At 60.9% G+C, this 17251-nt stretch carries 19 protein-coding genes and 2 pseudogenes; 15 read left to right on the plus strand and 6 right to left on the minus strand.

Annotation, left to right across the window (positions count from 1 at the left end; translation table 11 throughout):
* Positions 1–10 precede the first annotated feature (10 nt).
* From ACA073_RS18065 to ACA073_RS18075, 3 genes are all read right to left on the minus strand, one after another.
* The gene (locus ACA073_RS18065; protein WP_497398305.1) at positions 11–1168 is read right to left on the minus strand and encodes a cysteine desulfurase family protein; all 1158 of its coding nucleotides are present in this window, start codon (positions 1166–1168) and stop codon (positions 11–13) included.
* Between the two features lie 161 nt (positions 1169–1329).
* The gene (locus ACA073_RS18070; RefSeq protein ID WP_497398307.1) at positions 1330–1944 is read right to left on the minus strand and encodes a LysE family translocator; all 615 of its coding nucleotides are present in this window, start codon (positions 1942–1944) and stop codon (positions 1330–1332) included.
* A 98-nt stretch (positions 1945–2042) separates the two neighbouring features.
* Complete coding sequence (locus ACA073_RS18075) at positions 2043–2312, minus strand: hypothetical protein (RefSeq protein ID WP_497398310.1); 270 nt, start codon at positions 2310–2312, stop codon at positions 2043–2045.
* 512 nt (positions 2313–2824) lie between these two features.
* Between ACA073_RS18075 and msuE the strand changes: the two genes are divergently transcribed.
* The 4 genes from msuE to ACA073_RS18095 all read left to right on the plus strand — a co-directional run bounded on the left by msuE (position 2825) and on the right by ACA073_RS18095 (position 6994).
* Complete coding sequence (gene msuE / locus ACA073_RS18080) at positions 2825–3388, plus strand: FMN reductase (RefSeq protein WP_497398312.1); 564 nt, start codon at positions 2825–2827, stop codon at positions 3386–3388.
* A 10-nt stretch (positions 3389–3398) separates the two neighbouring features.
* Positions 3399–4544, plus strand: a complete 1146-nt coding sequence (gene ssuD, locus ACA073_RS18085; protein WP_497398314.1) for an FMNH2-dependent alkanesulfonate monooxygenase — start codon at positions 3399–3401, stop codon at positions 4542–4544.
* Between the two features lie 137 nt (positions 4545–4681).
* Positions 4682–5869, plus strand: a complete 1188-nt coding sequence (locus ACA073_RS18090; protein ID WP_497398316.1) for an acyl-CoA dehydrogenase family protein — start codon at positions 4682–4684, stop codon at positions 5867–5869.
* Positions 5870–5890: 21 nt separating this feature from the next.
* Positions 5891–6994: a sigma-54 interaction domain-containing protein gene (locus ACA073_RS18095; protein ID WP_497398318.1), complete on the plus strand. Its 1104-nt coding sequence runs from the start codon at positions 5891–5893 to the stop codon at positions 6992–6994.
* On the opposite strand, the gene ACA073_RS18100 is transcribed toward ACA073_RS18095, so the two are convergent.
* Positions 6991–7356, minus strand: a complete 366-nt coding sequence (locus ACA073_RS18100; RefSeq protein ID WP_497398320.1) for an antibiotic biosynthesis monooxygenase — start codon at positions 7354–7356, stop codon at positions 6991–6993. The two genes, ACA073_RS18095 and ACA073_RS18100, sit on opposite strands and share 4 nt — an antisense overlap.
* Before the next feature lie 95 nt (positions 7357–7451).
* On the opposite strand from ACA073_RS18100, the gene soxR reads away from it, so the two are divergent.
* The gene (gene soxR, locus ACA073_RS18105; protein ID WP_497398322.1) at positions 7452–7919 is read left to right on the plus strand and encodes a redox-sensitive transcriptional activator SoxR; all 468 of its coding nucleotides are present in this window, start codon (positions 7452–7454) and stop codon (positions 7917–7919) included.
* Positions 7920–8018: 99 nt separating this feature from the next.
* Here the strand turns inward: soxR and ACA073_RS18110 are convergent.
* Together ACA073_RS18110 and ACA073_RS18115 are read right to left on the minus strand one after the other, a co-directional pair.
* Positions 8019–8150 (minus strand): annotated as a pseudogene (locus tag ACA073_RS18110) (MetQ/NlpA family ABC transporter substrate-binding protein); the annotation flags it as partial.
* Positions 8150–8599: pseudogene (locus ACA073_RS18115) on the minus strand (acyl-CoA dehydrogenase family protein); the annotation flags it as partial. The pseudogenes ACA073_RS18115 and ACA073_RS18110, both read right to left, overlap by 1 nt.
* Before the next feature lie 327 nt (positions 8600–8926).
* Here ACA073_RS18115 and ACA073_RS18120 point away from each other — a divergent pair.
* From ACA073_RS18120 to ACA073_RS18165, 10 genes are all read left to right on the plus strand, one after another.
* Entirely contained in the window at positions 8927–9385 is a 459-nt protein-coding gene (locus ACA073_RS18120; RefSeq protein ID WP_253430141.1) for a VOC family protein, read from the plus strand.
* 215 nt (positions 9386–9600) lie between these two features.
* The gene (locus ACA073_RS18125) at positions 9601–10476 is read left to right on the plus strand and encodes an alpha/beta fold hydrolase (RefSeq protein ID WP_497398325.1); all 876 of its coding nucleotides are present in this window, start codon (positions 9601–9603) and stop codon (positions 10474–10476) included.
* 320 nt (positions 10477–10796) lie between these two features.
* Positions 10797–11999, plus strand: coding sequence for a PepSY-associated TM helix domain-containing protein (locus tag ACA073_RS18130; protein ID WP_497398327.1), 1203 nt, complete (start codon positions 10797–10799; stop codon positions 11997–11999).
* On the plus strand, positions 11996–12538 hold the full coding sequence (locus ACA073_RS18135; protein WP_497398329.1) for a PA2404 family protein: 543 nt from the start codon (positions 11996–11998) through the stop codon (positions 12536–12538). The genes ACA073_RS18130 and ACA073_RS18135 overlap by 4 nt, the downstream gene beginning before the upstream one ends.
* A complete protein-coding gene (locus ACA073_RS18140; protein WP_497398331.1) occupies positions 12535–12864 on the plus strand; it encodes a hypothetical protein in 330 nt (109 codons plus the stop codon). Before ACA073_RS18135 ends, ACA073_RS18140 begins: the two co-directional genes overlap by 4 nt.
* Entirely contained in the window at positions 12861–13433 is a 573-nt protein-coding gene (locus tag ACA073_RS18145) for a DUF6162 family protein (protein WP_497398333.1), read from the plus strand. The genes ACA073_RS18140 and ACA073_RS18145 overlap by 4 nt, the downstream gene beginning before the upstream one ends.
* Before the next feature lie 34 nt (positions 13434–13467).
* Positions 13468–14394: a metal ABC transporter substrate-binding protein gene (locus tag ACA073_RS18150; RefSeq protein ID WP_497398335.1), complete on the plus strand. Its 927-nt coding sequence runs from the start codon at positions 13468–13470 to the stop codon at positions 14392–14394.
* Positions 14391–15236, plus strand: a complete 846-nt coding sequence (locus ACA073_RS18155; RefSeq protein ID WP_497398337.1) for a metal ABC transporter ATP-binding protein — start codon at positions 14391–14393, stop codon at positions 15234–15236. The genes ACA073_RS18150 and ACA073_RS18155 overlap by 4 nt, the downstream gene beginning before the upstream one ends.
* Complete coding sequence (locus ACA073_RS18160; protein ID WP_497398339.1) at positions 15236–16135, plus strand: metal ABC transporter permease; 900 nt, start codon at positions 15236–15238, stop codon at positions 16133–16135. The genes ACA073_RS18155 and ACA073_RS18160 overlap by 1 nt, the downstream gene beginning before the upstream one ends.
* Positions 16136–17038 (plus strand): metal ABC transporter substrate-binding protein, encoded by a 903-nt coding sequence (locus ACA073_RS18165; RefSeq protein ID WP_497398341.1) that lies wholly within the window; start codon positions 16136–16138, stop codon positions 17036–17038. It abuts the gene before it with no gap.
* Positions 17039–17251 lie beyond the last annotated feature (213 nt).

Consider the following 17251-nt stretch of genomic DNA (forward strand, 5'->3'; position numbering starts at 1 on the left):
ACTTAAGGCGTTATTGCCAGAATGCCGGAGCACTGGCGCAGGCCGCTTTAATCAGGTGTACCGCCTGGTCGATATCCTGCTCGGTGGTGAACCGGCCAAGACTCAAGCGAATGGTGCGACTCGCCGAACGGGCGTCATGCCCCAGGGCAAGCAGCACGTGGGACGGCGCGTTACTGGCGGAGTTGCAGGCCGAGGTCGCGGAAAAGGCGATCGAGGTGCTCAATGCCGCCGAATTGAACTCGCCTTCGTTGAAGGTCAGGCTCAGGGTATGGGGAATGCGCTGGGTGGCGCTGCCGTTGAGGCGAACGCCGGGAATGCTCAGCAGCGGTTCGAGCAAGCGTGCACGCAGACGCGCGATCGTGGCTTTCTCTTCCTCGAACAGTTGCGCCGCCAACGCGAAGGCCACGCCCATGGCGGCAATCTGATGAGTCGCCAACGTACCTGAACGCAAACCGCCTTCGTGGCCGCCGCCGTGAATCTGCGCCTGCAAACGCTGCTGCGCGCGAGGCCCGACATACAACGCGCCGATGCCTTTGGGGCCGTAGATCTTATGCGCCGAAAACGACATCAGGTCCACCGGCAACCGCGTGAGGTCGATCGACACTTTCCCCGCGCCCTGAGCGGCATCGACATGAAACAGCGCATCGCGGGCACGCACTACCTCGCCGATGGCGGCGATGTCATTGACCGTGCCCAGCTCGTTGTTGACCAGCATCAGCGACACCAGAAAGGTGTCCCCGCGCATCGCCTCGCTGACGGCTTGCGCGGTAATCAGGCCGTCCTCGTCCGGCACCAGGTACGTCACCGCAACCCCCGCGTCCTGCAATTGCTTCGCAGTGTCGAGAATCGCCTTGTGTTCGATCTGGCTGGTGATGACATGGCCGCCGGACGTGCCCCGGGCCTGGGCCACGCCCTTGAGAGCAAGGTTGTTGGATTCGGTGGCGCCGGAGGTCCAGACGATCTGGTCTGCTTGCGCGCCGATCAGTTCGGCCACCTGCTGCCGCGCCTGCTCGACCGTTTGCCGGGCCTGCTGGCCGAACGCATGGGAGCTGGACGCCGGGTTGCCGAAATTGCCGGAGAAACCCAGACATTCGACCATGACCTGAATGACCCGCTCATCCACCGGCGTGGTGGCAGCGTAGTCGAAATACAACGGACGTTTATTCATAAAAGACTCGCAGAGCTTGTTCCGGGATCAGGTGCTGGAAACCAGACAACCAGCAATACCTGATCGGATGCGTAATAGAAGTACGACTTCATTTAAAAGTGCGTAGGAACGCTCCTGAAGTCGAGCTTAACAGGCATCGGGCAACCGGATGAAGCAATGCGTCAGCTAAAGCTTTCGAGCAACAACGGATACAGCGAAACCACCAACAGCACCGCCATGCCCCAGTTGAACAGGCGCAACCAGCGGCGGTCCTTAAGCACGTTGCGCAACAGCGTGCCGCACGCCGCCCAGACACCGACGCTCGGCAGGTTGATCAAAGCGAAGACTGCTGCGATCACGATGACGTTGGTGAAATAACCCTGCATCGGCGTATAGGTGCTGATGGCACCGATGGCCATGATCCACGCCTTGGGATTGACCCACTGGAACGCCGCAGCACCAAGGTAACTGATCGGTTGGCTCTCCCCTTGCTCTGCGTCGGAAACCGGCCCGGAATGCGCGATTTTCCACGCAAGGTACAGCAAATAAGCCGCGCCGACGTATCGCAGCACGGTGTAGAGCAACGGATAGGTTTGAAACACAGCGCCCAGGCCGAAACCGACTGCCACGACGAGCACAAAAAAGCCGCAGGTAATGCCGAGCATGTGCGGGATGGTGCGGTTAAAGCCGAAGTTCACGCCCGATGCCAGCAACATGGTGTTGTTCGGGCCGGGAGTGATCGAGGTGACGAGGGCAAACAGGGCGAAGCCCAGCAGCAGATCGAGCGAGAGCGTCATCGGTGGCAGTCCATCAGGGTCAGTCAGGTATTGACCCTATCGCACACCCTGAGGGAAACCCATGGACAGTTGGGTAAAACTTCGAGCGGTACAGTCGCTCAGCTTGGACGGCCGTGAAGCTGGACTGCTCGCTCGGCGTTCATTTCGCCCCGTTTGTCGAAGCTGAAGGATTTCTGCGGCTGACCGAGCAATGCGGCTTTTTGCGCATGGTACTCATCGAAAGACAAACCACGACGATTCAGCGATTCCAACGCCAGTTGCCGGGTTTCATCGGCGGTATAGGGCCGCAGTTCCGGGGAAACATGGCTGGCACATCCGGCGAGAACGGAGACGGCAAGCAGCAGGAAAGTCGCGAGTAGAGGTTTCATGATGTGGCGTCCTGGAATCTGGGTTCGGGGCAATGAACACAGGCTACTCGCGCCTCTGGATGAGCAGAAATCAACGCTCTCGATAGTGGGTATTGAGATCATGCGTAGCGCTGGATTACCGGGGCGCCGCAGCGTAATCCCAATCCCGACAGTCCCCCGATCCGTAGGAGCGAGGCTTGCCCGCGAAGGCGTCCGGGAAATCGCCTTCGCCGGCAAACCTGGCTCCTACAGGACCGTTCATATTTCTTAATGATCTATAAATATCTTCAGATGATCTTTTGAGGAATAACAAAGAGCCTTTATAACAACCCCATCGCCTGACACAACTGTTGCCCACGCAACTGTTTGCCAGGCAACAGTCATTCAACAAACAGTCCGTCAAATCGAACAGTGCCAAGTCATAAATACGCTGCAAGCCACGGAAAACAAGGCTCGATGGATTGGTACAGCTCTTGCTCAAGCCCTGTGACTACTCACTGCTCCTTGAGCAACTGTTTAAAAAGGAACTGATCATGTCGCGTCCATTGAAAGTCGTTGCCCTGTCCGGTGGTACCTGGCGGCCGTCCCGCACGTTGGTGCTGACCCAGGCGCTGTTGGCCGAACTGGCTGGGCAATTACCGATCGAGAGCAAGCTGATCGAACTGGGCGACATTGCCCGGCCATTGGGCGCCGCACTGTCGCGCCAGGAACTGAGCGCTGACATCGAAGCCGAGCTGCAAGCCATCGAAAACGCTGACCTGCTGATCGTCGCCGCGCCGGTTTATCGCGGTTCCTATCCGGGTTTGCTCAAACACCTCTTCGACCTGATCGATCTGCACGCGCTGGTCGATACGCCAGTGCTGCTCGCCGCCACCGGTGGCAGCGAACGCCATGCGCTGGTGCTCGATCATCAGTTGCGGCCGCTGTTCAGTTTCTTCCAGGCGCTGACCCTGCCGATCGGCGTCTACGCCACCGAAGCCGATTTCGCCAATTACCAAATAACCAGTGAGCCCTTGAAGGCCCGCATTCGTCTTGCTGCAGAGCGCGCCGCGCCGTTGTTCGGCGTGCACCCCAAAAATCTGCTGAAAATCGCTTAAGGATCTCTTCATGGATGTTTTCTGGTTTCTGCCGACCCACGGCGACGGCCATTATCTGGGCACCACTCAGGGCGCACGCCCGGTGACCCTCAATTATCTGAAACAAGTGGCCCAGGCCGCCGACAGCCTCGGCTACCACGGCGTGCTGATTCCCACCGGGCGTTCCTGCGAGGATTCGTGGGTGATCGCTTCGGCGCTGGTGCCGTTGACCGAACGCCTGCGCTATCTGGTGGCGATTCGTCCGGGCATCATCTCGCCGACGGTCTCGGCGCGCATGGCGGCCACGCTGGATCGACTGTCCAACGGCCGTTTGCTGATCAACGTGGTGACCGGCGGCGACCCGGACGAAAACCGTGGCGATGGCATCTTCCTCGATCACAGCGAACGCTACGAAGTCACCGACGAATTCCTGAAGATCTGGCGCCGGGTGCTGCAAGGCGAAGCGGTGGATTTCGAAGGCAAACATTTGCAGGTGCAGAACGCCAAGGCGCTGTATCCACCGGTGCAGAAACCCTATCCGCCGCTGTACTTCGGCGGCTCGTCCGAAGCCGCCCACGAACTGGCGGCCGAGCAGGTCGATGTCTACCTGACCTGGGGCGAACCGCCGGCCGCCGTGGCAGAAAAACTCGCCGACGTGCGCGAGCGCGCGGCACGCAACGGGCGCACGGTGAAGTTCGGGATTCGCTTGCACGTGATCGTGCGCGAGACCGCCGAAGAGGCCTGGAAAGCCGCCGACAAACTCATCGAACACATCAGCGACGAGACCATCGCCGCCGCACAGAAGTCGTTCTCGCGTTTCGATTCCGAAGGCCAGCGACGCATGGCGGCGTTGCATGACGGACGTCGCGACAACCTGGAAATTTCCCCCAACCTCTGGGCCGGTGTCGGCCTGGTGCGCGGCGGTGCCGGGACGGCGCTGGTGGGTGATCCGCAGCAAGTGGCGGCACGAATCAAGGAATACGCGGATTTGGGGATCGAGAGCTTTATATTCTCCGGCTACCCGCACCTTGAAGAGGCGTATCGCTTTGCCGAGCTGGTGTTCCCGCTGTTGCCTGAACCGTATGCCAGCCTTGCGGGGCGCGGTGTCACCAACCTCACCGGGCCGTTTGGCGAAATGATCGCCAATGATGTTCTACCCACCAAAGCCACGGCCTGACACCGCAATACCTGTGGGAGCGGGCTTGCTCGCGAAGGGGCCAGAACATTCAACATTAATGTCGACTGTACGGAAGCCTTCGCGATCAAGCCCGCTCCTACAGGGGATCTGTGTTGAATTCACTGAGGAACCCCCGCGTGACTGCCAAGCCGCAAAGCGCCCTGTTATCCCCCCTGCAAACCGCCCGCCAGTTGGCCGCCGAGTTTGCGCTGACCGCTGTCGAGCGCGACGAGCGCGGTGGTACGCCGAAAGCCGAGCGTGACGCCCTGCGCCACAGCGGCCTGCTCGCCTTGAGCATTCCGGTCCAGTACGGCGGCCTCGGCGCCAGCTGGAGTGAAACCCTGACCATCGTGCGCGAGTTCGCCAAGGTCGACAGTTCGATTGCCCACGTCTTCGGCTTTCATCACCTGATGCTCGCCACCGTGCGCCTGTTCGCACGGCCCGATCAGTGGCAGCCGTGGTTCGAACAAACCGCGCGCAAGAACTGGTTCTGGGGCAATGCCCTCAACCCGCTGGACACCCGCACCGTGGTGAAGAAACTCAGTGGCTGGCGCGAGTTTTCCGGCAAGAAAAGTTTCTGCTCCGGCGCCACCGATTCGGAAATGCTGATCGCCTCAGCGGTGGATGAAAGTGCCGGCGGCAAGCTGTTGATCGCCGCCATTCCCAGTGGCCGTAGCGGCATCACCCTGCACAACGACTGGAACAACATGGGCCAGCGTCAGACCGACAGTGGCAGTGCCACGTTCGAACGGGTGCGGGTCGAGGAATCGGAACTGCTGCTCGATCCGGGTCCGCTGAGCACACCGTTCGCCTGCCTGCGACCTTTGATCGCGCAGCTCACCTTCACGCACATGTTCCTCGGCATTGCCGAAGGCGCCTTCGAAGAAGCGCGGCAATACACCCTCACCGAAACCCGCCCATGGCACAAATCCAGCGCTCAGGATGTGCGCCAGGACCCGTACGTGCTCGGCCATTACGGCGAATTCTGGGTGGCGCTTGAAGGCGTTCGGTTGCTGGTGGAACGCGCAGCCGATCTGCTCGACAAGGCCTGGGCGAAAGGTCCGAATCTCAGCGCCGAAGAGCGCGGACATCTGGCCACGGCCATCGCCACGGCCAAGGTCGCCGCCACTCGCAACGGCCTCGAACTCTGCAGCCGGCTGTTCGAAGTGACCGGCGCGCGTTCGACTCACGCCTCGCTGCGGCTGGATCGCCATTGGCGCAACCTGCGCACGCAAACCCTGCACGACCCGGTGGATTACAAAATCCATGAACTGGGCGATTGGGCGTTGAACCAGTCCCTGCCGATTCCGACTTTCTATTCATAGCCTTCTCATGGAGCCTGCCCCATGCAACTGCTGACCTTACCGCCCTCGCCCGCCCTGGCCACCTCGATCCGCGCCACCGCGCAGGTGTTCGAAGACCCGAAATCCCAGGCCTTGCTCGCCCACATCCAACAAGTCGCGCCCAGCGAAGCCAGCGTGCTGATCATTGGCGAAACCGGCACCGGCAAGGAGTTGGTGGCGCGACACATCCACAACCTCAGCGCCCGGCGTAACCGGCCGTTCGTGGCGGTGAACTGCGGTGCGTTCTCCGAATCCCTGGTCGAGGCCGAGCTGTTTGGCCACGAAAAAGGCGCCTTCACCGGTGCCTTGAGCGCCAAGGCTGGCTGGTTCGAAGAGGCCGATGGCGGGACGTTGTTCCTCGATGAAATCGGTGATCTGCCGATGGCGATTCAGGTCAAGTTGCTGCGGGTGTTGCAGGAACGCGAAGTGGTGCGACTGGGTTCGCGCAAGAGCATTCCGATCAACGTGCGCGTGTTGGCGGCGACCAACGTGCAACTGGAAAAAGCCATCAACGCCGGGCATTTCCGCGAGGATCTGTATTACCGCCTCGACGTGGTCAGCCTGGAACTGAGCCCGCTGCGTGATCGCCCCGACGACATCCTGCCGCTGACCCGGCACTTCGTCGAAGCCTACAGCCAGCGCCTGGGTTACGGCACCATCAGCATCAGCAAAGAAGCCGAACTGAAACTGCGCAGTTACAGTTGGCCGGGCAACATCCGCGAACTGGAAAACGTCATTCACCACACCCTGCTGATCTGCCGTAACGGCGTGATCGAACGCGATGACCTGCGCCTGTCGAACATGCGCATCGAGCGTCAGGACGATCACCATGGCAACTTCGATGATTCACCGGAAGCCTTGCTTGAGCGGGCATTTCAGAAGCTGTTTGAGGAACAGGCTGGCGCGCTGCACGAGAAAGTCGAAGACGCCCTGTTGCGCGCGGCCTACCGTTTCAGTCATTACAACCAGGTGCACACCGCTGCGCTGCTGGGCCTGAGCCGCAACGTGACGCGCACGCGACTGATCAAGATCGGCGAACTGGCGGTGAACAAGCGCCGCCCCACGGAAAACGTGCAAGGCGAGCGCTTGATGCAGTTGTCGATTTAACCCACCAGATTGCAGTGCAGCGCGTTGTCGTGGCTGCGTTCCAGGCTGTGCAACACCTGGAACGAGCCGAACGTCACGGTTTTCGCCCGATGGGCGCGGATCAGTTGCCAGAAATCCTGCTCGCCGCTTTCAAAACTCCGGAACGCGGCTTCCCCCGCCTCGCGAGATTGCCATTGCAGGTAATTGAGCACCCGCCGGCCATCGTCGCTGACCTGGATACTGGCGCTCAGAAATCCGTTGTAGCCTTGGGCCAGGCGTTCGGTTTGCTGCGATAACGCCGACACCAATGCCGGTTGCTGATGGGGTTCGATCTCGAATTCGATCAACTGGGTGAAGCTGCGATTTTTCTCTGGCGCTTGCATGAAGAGTCCCCACTGACGTGTAAGCCGGATCTTGCGATCCGAAGGCCTGCAGGGTAAAACCTCTAGTTAACTAGAGGTCAAGAGGCATTTTTCAAATGATTACCTCGGAAAATCTGCATAAAGAACTCACTGTCGGCCAATTGGCCGCGCGCAGCGGGGTGGCGGTCACGGCGCTGCATTTTTATGAATCCAAAGGTTTGATCAAAAGCACTCGCAATCAGGGCAACCAGCGGCGTTATCCGCGTGAAGTGTTGCGTCGGGTGGCGTTGATCAAAGTGGCGCAGCGGTTGGGGATTCCGCTGGCGGAGATTGGTGAGGCGTTGAAAACCCTGCCGGATAACCGCGCGCCGACGGCGGCGGACTGGAAGGTGTTGTCGGCGCAGTGGAGCCGGGAGCTGGATGAGCGGATCAATCAGCTGACCTTGCTGCGGGACAAGCTCAATGGCTGTATCGGCTGTGGGTGTTTGTCGATGGAGGCGTGTCCGTTGCGCAATTTTGGTGATGTGTTGGGGGAACAGGGGTCGGGGGCGCAGCTGTTGGCATCGGGGGCAGATCCCGATTAAGCGGTGCGGCCTTCGCGGGCAAGCCTCGCTCCTACAAAGTCGCGCAAAACCTGTAGGAGCGAGGCTTGCCCGCGAAGGCGGCCTGTCAGACGATGAAAATCAGAACCCCGGCGCAATCTGCCCTTTGTAACGGCTCAGGATTAACTGCCGAACTTCATCGGAATTCAACGCCTTGGCCAGTTTCTGCAAACCCGGGTCATTGATGTTGTCCGGCCGGGCCACGAGGAATTCCGGCGGATGGTCGCCTGTATGTCCTGCACCGTCTTGCCGCCGGCTTCCGACAGGGCATTGGCAAACCGATGCCCTTGCAGCGCCAGGCCAAAGAAATGCGCCTGCTGCTCGGGCGTGCCTTGCAGACGGATGTCTTCCAGCAGGCAATAGTGGTTTTGCGGGATCTGCCCGAGGGACGGATCGGCCGCCGAGATGATCGCGATGACCTGCGCCAGCACCGCGTAAGAGACCTGCGCGCCACCGAATTCTGTCGGCACGCTGATGCCCCACAAACCACTGTTGGAATACAGGTCGACGATCTCGGCGGGCACCTGGCGACTGCGGTCGCGTTCGGCGTCCTGTTCGAGCAAGACCGCGGCGACGCGCTCGGCCACACGCAAGGCTTCGGCTTCATCGGTGATCCGATGGGCGGCCGGCGGATGGATCGGATAAACGGCAGATTCAGGCATACATGTCTCTCGGCACCCGTGTTTACAGGAGGACATTGCAGCTTCTGTGCCTGAGCATCCGAGCCCATGTTTTCAGGCAGTTCAGGGCTGTTTTGAGGACTTGAAGAGGCACAACCCGAGTATTCTGCTGCTTCACGGTTGATGGCTGAACAGTGGCGTTGTTATGCCTTACACCCTGTAGGAGTTGCCGAAGGCTGCGATCTTTTGATCTTGATTTTCATCGGTCTCGCCGACGCCAGAGTCAAAAGATCGCAGCCTTCGGCAGCTCCTACTATATTTGTACGCTCGCGACATTTTTATCCCATAACAAAATCAGGGAGAACCGTCATGAGCGTCAAACCCATTCCAGAGGGTTATCACAGCATCACCCCGTATCTGGGCATCCAGAAAGCGGCCGAAGCCATCGAGTTCTACAAGAAGGCCTTCGGAGCCACTGAAGTCATGCGCCTGTCCATGCCCGACGGCGGCATCGGTCACGCCGAACTGCGCATCGGCGATTGCCCGATCATGCTCGGCACGCCTTGCGATCAGGGGCCATTGAGCAATCCGGACACGTCACCGTCCGTGGGGTTGCATCTGTATGTGAACGATGTGGACACGTCTTACAAGCAGGCAATTGCGGCCGGCGGCACGGTGGTGTCCGAGGTCAAGGATCAGTTTTATGGCGACCGTTCGGGGACCTTGAAGGATCCCTATGGGCATTTGTGGTTTCTGGCCACGCGCAAGGAGGATTTGACTCAGGAGCAGATTGAGCAGCGGGCGAAGGAGATGTTTCAGCAGGGTTGAGATCTTCGGTGGATATCAGGGCCTCTTCGCGGGCAAGCCTCGCTCCTACAGGATCGCGTGTTATTCGCGAACGACACATAACCTGTAGGAGCGAGGCTTGCCCGCGAAGAGGCCTCCGAAACAACACACTTCATGAACAAGCGCACCACGCTTTGCGCCTTGCCGTAACCGCTGAACACTTTCAGGATGCAGGCAACTACAACAAGGAGACCTCCATGTTCGCCGGATTCCTGAAAGACCAGCGCCACGTCAACGGTGTCGACATTGCCTACAGCATCGGCGGCAGCGGCCCGGGCCTGCTGTTGCTGCACGGCCACCCGCAGACCCACGTGATCTGGCACAAGGTCGCCGAACAACTGGCCGAGCACTTCACCGTGATCGCCGCCGACCTGCGCGGTTACGGCGACAGCGCCAAACCGCCGGCCAACGATCACCACACCAATTATTCCAAACGCGAGATGGCCAAGGATGCCGTGGCGCTGATGAACGCCATGGGCTTCGAGCAGTTCTCGGTGCTGGCCCACGACCGCGGCGCCCGTGTGGCCCATCGCCTGGCGCTGGATCATCCGGACGCCGTGCAACGCATGGTCCTGCTCGACATCGCCCCCACGCTGTCGATGTACGCACAAACCAACGAAGCCTTTGCCCGCGCCTACTGGCACTGGTTCTTCCTGATCCGCCCGGCGCCGTTGCCGGAAACCCTGATCGAAGCCGACCCCGAGTCCTATTTGCGCAGCGTGATGGGCAGTCGCAGTGCCGGATTCAAACCCTTCACCGCCGAAGCGTTTGGCGAATACCTGCGCTGCCTGAAACTGCCGGGCACTGCGCGCGGAATTTGCGAGGATTACCGCGCCAGCGCCAGCATCGACCTGGAGCACGACCGCGCCGACCTCGACGCCGGCCACCATCTGAACCTGCCGTTGCTGGTGTTGTGGGGCGCCGAAGGCACGGTCGGGCGCTGCTTCGAACCGCTCAAGGAATGGCAACAGGTCGCCACCGACGTGCGCGGCAAAGCGCTGCCCGCAGGACATTACATCGCCGAAGAAGCCCCCGAATTGCTGCTGGCCGAAGCGCTGGCTTTCCTGCGCTGACACCCGCACCTCGCTCACTGAAATCTGTGCCCGATGAAGATCAACTGTGGGAGCGGGCTTGCTCGCGAAGGCGGTGTGTCAGTCGACATTTTCTTTGACTGACACACCGCCTTCGCGAGCAAGCCCGCTCCCACAGGGGTTTTGCGTTCGCAGGAACGCGAAACATTTACTTTCATATCCCGGTTCGGGATTTCTGATTCTCATTCGTCTTATATAGATGCAGTCGGTTCGCGTAGGCAAAAGCCACGACCGTACTTTTCATGGACCCCACGCTGGGAAGCCCGCAGCAGAGGCCCTCTCATCGATACAAGACTTGAATCATGTCGAAGAAATCCCGTTCAAAACTCTGGTTTCTGGTCCATAGCTGGCTGGCACTGCCCATCTGGTTTTTTGTGCTGATCGTCTGCGTAACCGGCACGCTGGCGGTGATCAGCCAGGAAATCGTCTGGCTGGCCAACCCGCAGATGCGCGCCAGCCAACCCGCCGACGATGCGCCGCTGTTGAGCTATGACCAGCTCATTGCCGCGATCAAGCAGGCCGAGCCGCAGATCCTGGTCGAGAGCATCAGCCGACCTGACGAAACGCATTTCGCCCTGGACGTGGAAGTCACCTACCCCGACGGTCGCTCGGTGGTGGTCTACGTCAATCCGTACAGCGGCGTGATCCAGGGCACGGCTCCGCAATTCAACTTCAGGGCTTTCACCCGCGCCTTGCACGGTTGGTGGCTGGTGCCGTTCACCAATGGCTACAGCTGGGGCTGGTACCTGGTGTCGTTCCTCAGCCTGCCTTTGCTGGCGTCGTTGATTACCGGGCTGGTGGTCTATAAGCGCTTCTGGAAAGGGTTCCTGCGACCGACCTTGCGCATACGTCATGGCGCGCGGATTTTCTGGGGCGACTTTCACCGCCTCAGCGGTATCTGGTCGATCTGGTTCATCGCGGTGATTTCCGTGACCAGCACCTGGTTCCTGATCCAAGCGTTCATGTTCGATAACCAGATTACGATTTCCACCGCCCCGGTGGCGCCCGTGGTCCCGCGGGAAAGCGTGCCCCTCACCGCCGATGGTTCGCCAGCGCCGATGATCAGCCTGGAAACGGCGATCCGTGAAGCGAAGGCACGCATTCCCGGCCTCGAAGACAGCTTCATCAGCCTGCCCGCCAATGCCTACAGTTACCTCTCGGTGGGCGGCCGCAGTTGGTATCCGCTGATGTTCCAGACCGCCGAGATCAACCCGTACACCGGCGATGTCGCCGTGACCCGCCTGCTCTCGGACCGCTCGGGCCTGGAGCTGGTGACCGAATCGATGCGTCCGCTGCACACCGGTGATTTCGGCGGGATCTGGATCAAGCTGATCTGGTTCTTCTTCGGCCTGCTCCTGAGCATGATGGTGCTCAGCGGCCTGCTGATCTGGACCAAGCGCACCGCCCTGGCCACCGCTAACGCCCTGAAGCGCAGCAACAAACGTCCGCGCACTGCCGATGCCGCTCAAGCCACCAGCCGCAACACCACGGAGGTCAGCCAATGAGCCTGTTCGCCGCCGAAAAACCGGGTTCAAAACTGAGCCGCTTCTGGCACAAATGGCGCTTCCACATCAACGTCCTGCTGTTGCTGGTGCCGCTGGGCTTCATGCCTAAATACTTCGCCGATGCCGCGCTGTTTCGCGGGGACACCGGTCTGGGTGAGCGGGAAATCGGTGAAGTTCAGGTCGGGCCGTGGAGCCTGCGCCTGGCGGAATTTCGCAACGAAGCACCGCAGCTCGATGGCCCGGCCGGTTACATGAAGAGTTTCAATGCGGCGTTGTGCGACAGCTGCCGCGAGCAGGTCAAGGCGACGTACCTGCGCATTGGCAAACCCCGCAGCCTGCGCGCCGCCGGGGTGATTTTCTTTGGCACGCCTTACCGCATGGGCGCGATGCTGCCGATTCCGGAAAAAACCAGGGCCGACGCCGAGCTGTGGATCACCATGGAAGGCTGGGACGGCGCGATGCATCAAGCGTCCATTCCCCTGAGCCAGGCATCCCCCGCCACCCTTGAGTGGCTGAACGAACAAGGAGGCAAACCATGAGCAACGCATTTCGCCCTCTGCGCGCCGTTCTGCTGGTGCTGTGCGCCGGCTTCAGCGCCAGCGCCCTGGCCCACAACCCGATGTGCGAGTGCAAGGCCATCGACGCCGAGCAGATCCAGTGCACCGGCGGCTTTTCCGACGGCAGCGGCGCACCGGGCGTAACCCTCGATGTGATCGGCTACGACGAAACCGTCCTCGTGCCGGGCAAGCTCGGTGCCGATTCCAAACTGACCTTCAAGAAACCCAGCGCCGAGTTCTACGTGCTGTTCGACGCCGGCCCCGGCCACGTCGTCGAGATCGACCAAGCGGACATCCAAGCCCCATGAGTACGCCTACTACGCACGTCGTCCGCCCGGCCGGTGCCGGCCATGAAACCCTCTATGTGCTGCTGTTGTGCCTGATGATCCTGGCGGTCGCCGGCTCGGTGGTCGCCTGGCGCCATGAGTCCCAGGAGATCAGCAACGTCAGCAACCATCAACTGGATGCGCGCCGTGATCTGAGTGCCTCCGAGCAAGGTATCTACGCCGATTTGCGGGTGACGCTCGACGAGATTCACCTGCTGCGTCAGGAGCAGCAAACCCTGCCGACGCCTGAAGTTCTCGCCGACGAGGGCTTTGCGCCGTTCGCCCAGGACGCCAGTTCCGTCAGCCGTGGCGGCCATGCCTGGCAATTGCTCGACGCCAAGGGTTACTTCGGTCAGAGCCAGGCGCCCACCGTGGCCGGATCGTTTCTGATGCGTCTGACCGCTGAGGATGATGCCCCGGACATCTGGCTCAACCGTGCCACCGACCTCAAGGCCCCGACCGACATGGCCGACGCCGCGCTCGAAAGCGCTGGCTGGCAGCAGATCGTCGCGCAATTCGATGCTGGCGTGACCCGCCAGCACCGGCACTGAACCTCGCCTTCACCCGAGAGAAGACCGCTTTCCCATGCCTATTTCATCTCAACGCTCATTCCTGCGCCCGCTGCTGATCGGCCTGTTTGCCTTGCTGCTGACAACACTGGCCAGTGCCGACGACTCCAAGCGCCTGCGCATTGGCATCACCCTTCACCCTTATTACAGCTACGTGGCCAACATCGTCGGCGACAAGGCCGAAGTGGTGCCGCTGATTCCCGCCGGTTTCAACCCGCATGCCTACGAACCTCGCGCCGAAGACATCAAGCGCATCAGCGGGCTGGACGTGATCGTGCTCAACGGCGTCGGTCACGACGACTTCGCCGACCGTATGATTGCTGCCAGCGAAACGCCGAACGTGCCGGTGATCGAAGCCAACGAAAACGTACCGTTGCTGGCCGCCACCGGTGTCGCCGCGCGCGGTGCCGGCAAGGTCGTGAACCCGCACACCTTCCTCTCGATCAGCGCGTCCATCGCCCAGGTCAACAACATCGCCCGTGAACTGGGCAAGCTCGACCCGGCGAACGCCAAGACCTACACCCAAAACGCTCGCGCCTACGGCAAACGCCTGCGACAGATGCGCGCTGACGCCCTGGCGAAACTGACCCAGGCGCCGAACGCCGAACTGCGGGTGGCCACGGTTCACGCAGCTTACGACTACCTGCTGCGTGAATTCGGCCTCGAAGTGACTGCGGTAGTCGAGCCGGCGCACGGCATCGAACCGAGCCCGAGCCAGTTGAAAAAGACCATCGATCAACTGCGTGAACTGGACGTGAAAGTGATCTTCTCGGAGATGGATTTCCCGTCCACCTACGTCGACACCATCCAGCGTGAATCCGGGGTGAAGCTGTACCCGCTGTCGCACATTTCCTATGGCGAATACACCGCTGAAAAGTACGAAAAGGAAATGACCGGCAACCTCAACACCGTGGTCCGGGCGATTCAGGAGTCAGGCGCATGACGGCTAAAGAAACCATCACCACCCACTCCGAAACCCCTGTGGGAGCGGGCTTGCTCGCGAAGAGGGAGTATCAGTCGACATCAACATTGACTGACCCATCGCTTTCGCGAGCAAGCCCGCTCCCACAAAGTGCCGGGCCCACGCTGGATTTTGCGGAGGTCAGCCTGACGCTGGGCCGCACGACGATCCTCGACAAGGTGACCTTCCAGGTCCAGCCCGGCAGCGTGCATGCACTGGTCGGCCCCAATGGTGGCGGCAAGAGTTCATTGATCAAGACCCTGCTCGGGCAGATACCGCATCAGGGTCGCTTGAGCCTGCAATGGCCGGGCGAACCCGGCACCATCGGCTACGTGCCGCAAGCCCTGGAGTTTGATCGCGGCTTGCCGATGACCGTCGACGATTTCATGGCCGCGATGTGTCAGCGGCGTCCGGCGTTTCTCGGTTTGAGCAAGCATTACGCGGCGGCGATTGGCGAAGCGCTGGAACGGGTCGGCATGCAGGACAAACGCAAACGGCGCATGGGCGCGTTGTCCGGTGGTGAGCGTCAGCGCGTGTTGCTCGCGCAGGGGCTGATTCCGGCACCGCAGTTGCTGGTGCTCGATGAACCGATGTCGGCACTCGATGAGGCGGGCATTCAGGTGTTTGAACGGTTGCTGGGTGACTGGCGCCAGAGCGGGATTACCGTGCTGTGGATTGAGCACGATCTGGAAGCGGTCGGACGGCTGGCGGATCGCGTCACCGGGCTCAATCGCCGGGTGTTGTTCGATGCCACGCCGAAACAGGCACTGACGCCAGAACGCTTGTTGACGCTGTTTTCCTCCCATCCACGGAGCGCTGCCTGATGAGTTACGAAGCCTTTCGTTTGATGGTTCAGAGTTGGGCATCTTCAGGTTATCTGCCTGAAGCGCTGGCCTATGGATTTGTGGTCAACGCGCTACTCGCCGGTTTGCTGATCGGCCCGGTGCTGGGCGGTTTGGGGACGCTGGTGGTGGTCAAGCGCTTCGCGTTTTTCTCCGAAGCGGTGGGTCACGCGGCATTGACCGGTGTCGCCATCGGCATTCTGCTCGGTGAACCGTACACCGGGCCTTACGGCAGCCTGTTCGGTTACTGCCTGTTGTTCGGGATTCTGCTCAACTACCTGCGCAACCGCACGGGCCTGGCGCCCGATACGTTGATCGGCGTGTTCCTGTCGGTGTCGTTGGCGCTGGGCGCGAGTCTGCTGCTGATTCTGGCGGGCAAGATCAACGTGCACATTCTGGAAAACGTGTTGTTCGGCTCGGTGCTCACGGTCAACGGCAATGATTTGCTGGTGTTGGCCATCGTCGGTTCGCTGGTGATGGCGCTGGCCTTGCCGCTCTACAACCGCATCATGCTCGCGAGTTTCAACCCGCAACTGGCGGCGGTGCGCGGCGTGGCGGTAAAGACCCTGGATTACCTGTTTGTGATTCTGGTGACGCTGATCACCGTGGCGGCGGTGAAAGTCATCGGTGCGATTCTGGTCGGTGCCCTGTTGGTCATTCCGGCGGCAGCGGCGCGCTTGCTCAGCCAGTCGCTCAAGGGTTTCTTCTGGTGCTCGGTGCTGATCGCTACTGTCAGCACACTGTGCGGGATTCTTGTGCCGATCGTGTTCGACCTGCCTATCCCGTCCGGCGCCGCGATCATTCTGGTGGCCGGTATCGCCTTCGCCCTCGCCGCCATTGCGCGCGGCGTCGTCCCAAGTCTGAAAGGGAACCTCGGATAAATGTCATTTTCTCTGCGTCAACTGAGCCTGGCCGTCGCCCTCTGCGGTCTGGTCCACACCTCCTTCGCGGCGGACAGCGCCAAACCGCTGCATGTGCTGGCGTCCCTGCCGATCACTTACGGTCTGGGCGAAGTGTTGCTCAAGGGCACTAACGTCAATCTTGAACGTGCGGCGCCGGCGAATCTGCCTGGCAGCCGACAGACTGCTTATTTCACCGGGCGGGGTGCGCCGGCATTGGCGAAACTGGCGACCGACGCCGATGCGGTGATTGGCCTGCGTTCGCTGTGGGCGGATGATCCGCTGTACCCGATCTCCCGGCGCAGTAACATTCGCATCGTCGAAGTCGACGCCGCGCGCCCGGTGGACGGTGCCCTGCCCGGTATCGCCGTGCAGCCGGGCAACAAGGTGGATGGCTTGAACAGTCAGCCGTGGTTTTCCAGCAACAACATGGGGCGCATGGCGGATGTAATGGCTGCGGATCTGGTGCGTCTTGCACCCGAAGCCAAGCCGAAAATCGACGCCAATCTGGCAGCGCTCAAGCAGCGCTTGCTCAAGTTCAGCGCCGACAGCGAAGCGCGGCTGACCAGTGCCGACAACCTGAGCGTGATGAGCCTCAGCGATCACTTTGGCTATCTGATTGGCGGGCTCAATCTGGAGCTGATTGGCCTCGATGCGCGGCCGGATGCCGAGTGGACGCCGGAAGCGTTGAGGCAATTGGGTGCGACGCTGAAGGACAATGATGTAGCGGTGGTGTTGCATCACCGGCAGCCGTCGGATGCGGTGAAAGCGGTGATTACCGAGGCAGGGAGCCGGTTGGTGGTGTTGAGTGTGGACGCGGCGGATCCGGTGGCCGAGCTGGAAGGGAATGTGGATTTGGTGATCAAGGGGTTGAGCGGCGCGTAGCCGACCATTTTCTTTCGGGTGTACATATCCGTTTTTGCGGTAACGGCGGCTATTGGTTTCGCCCTTACGGCGAGTCACTTTCGAAAAGCGCGAAAGTAACCAAAGCGCTTTTGCCCCTTTCGTTCGGTGCCTCGCTAAGGCTCGGCATGCCCTCGCTCCGGTCCTGCTGAGCCACAGCGAGGCACCGTACGTCAGGGGCGCTGGCGCTTGGTT

It is taken from the genome of Pseudomonas sp. LBUM1670, assembly GCF_059695695.1.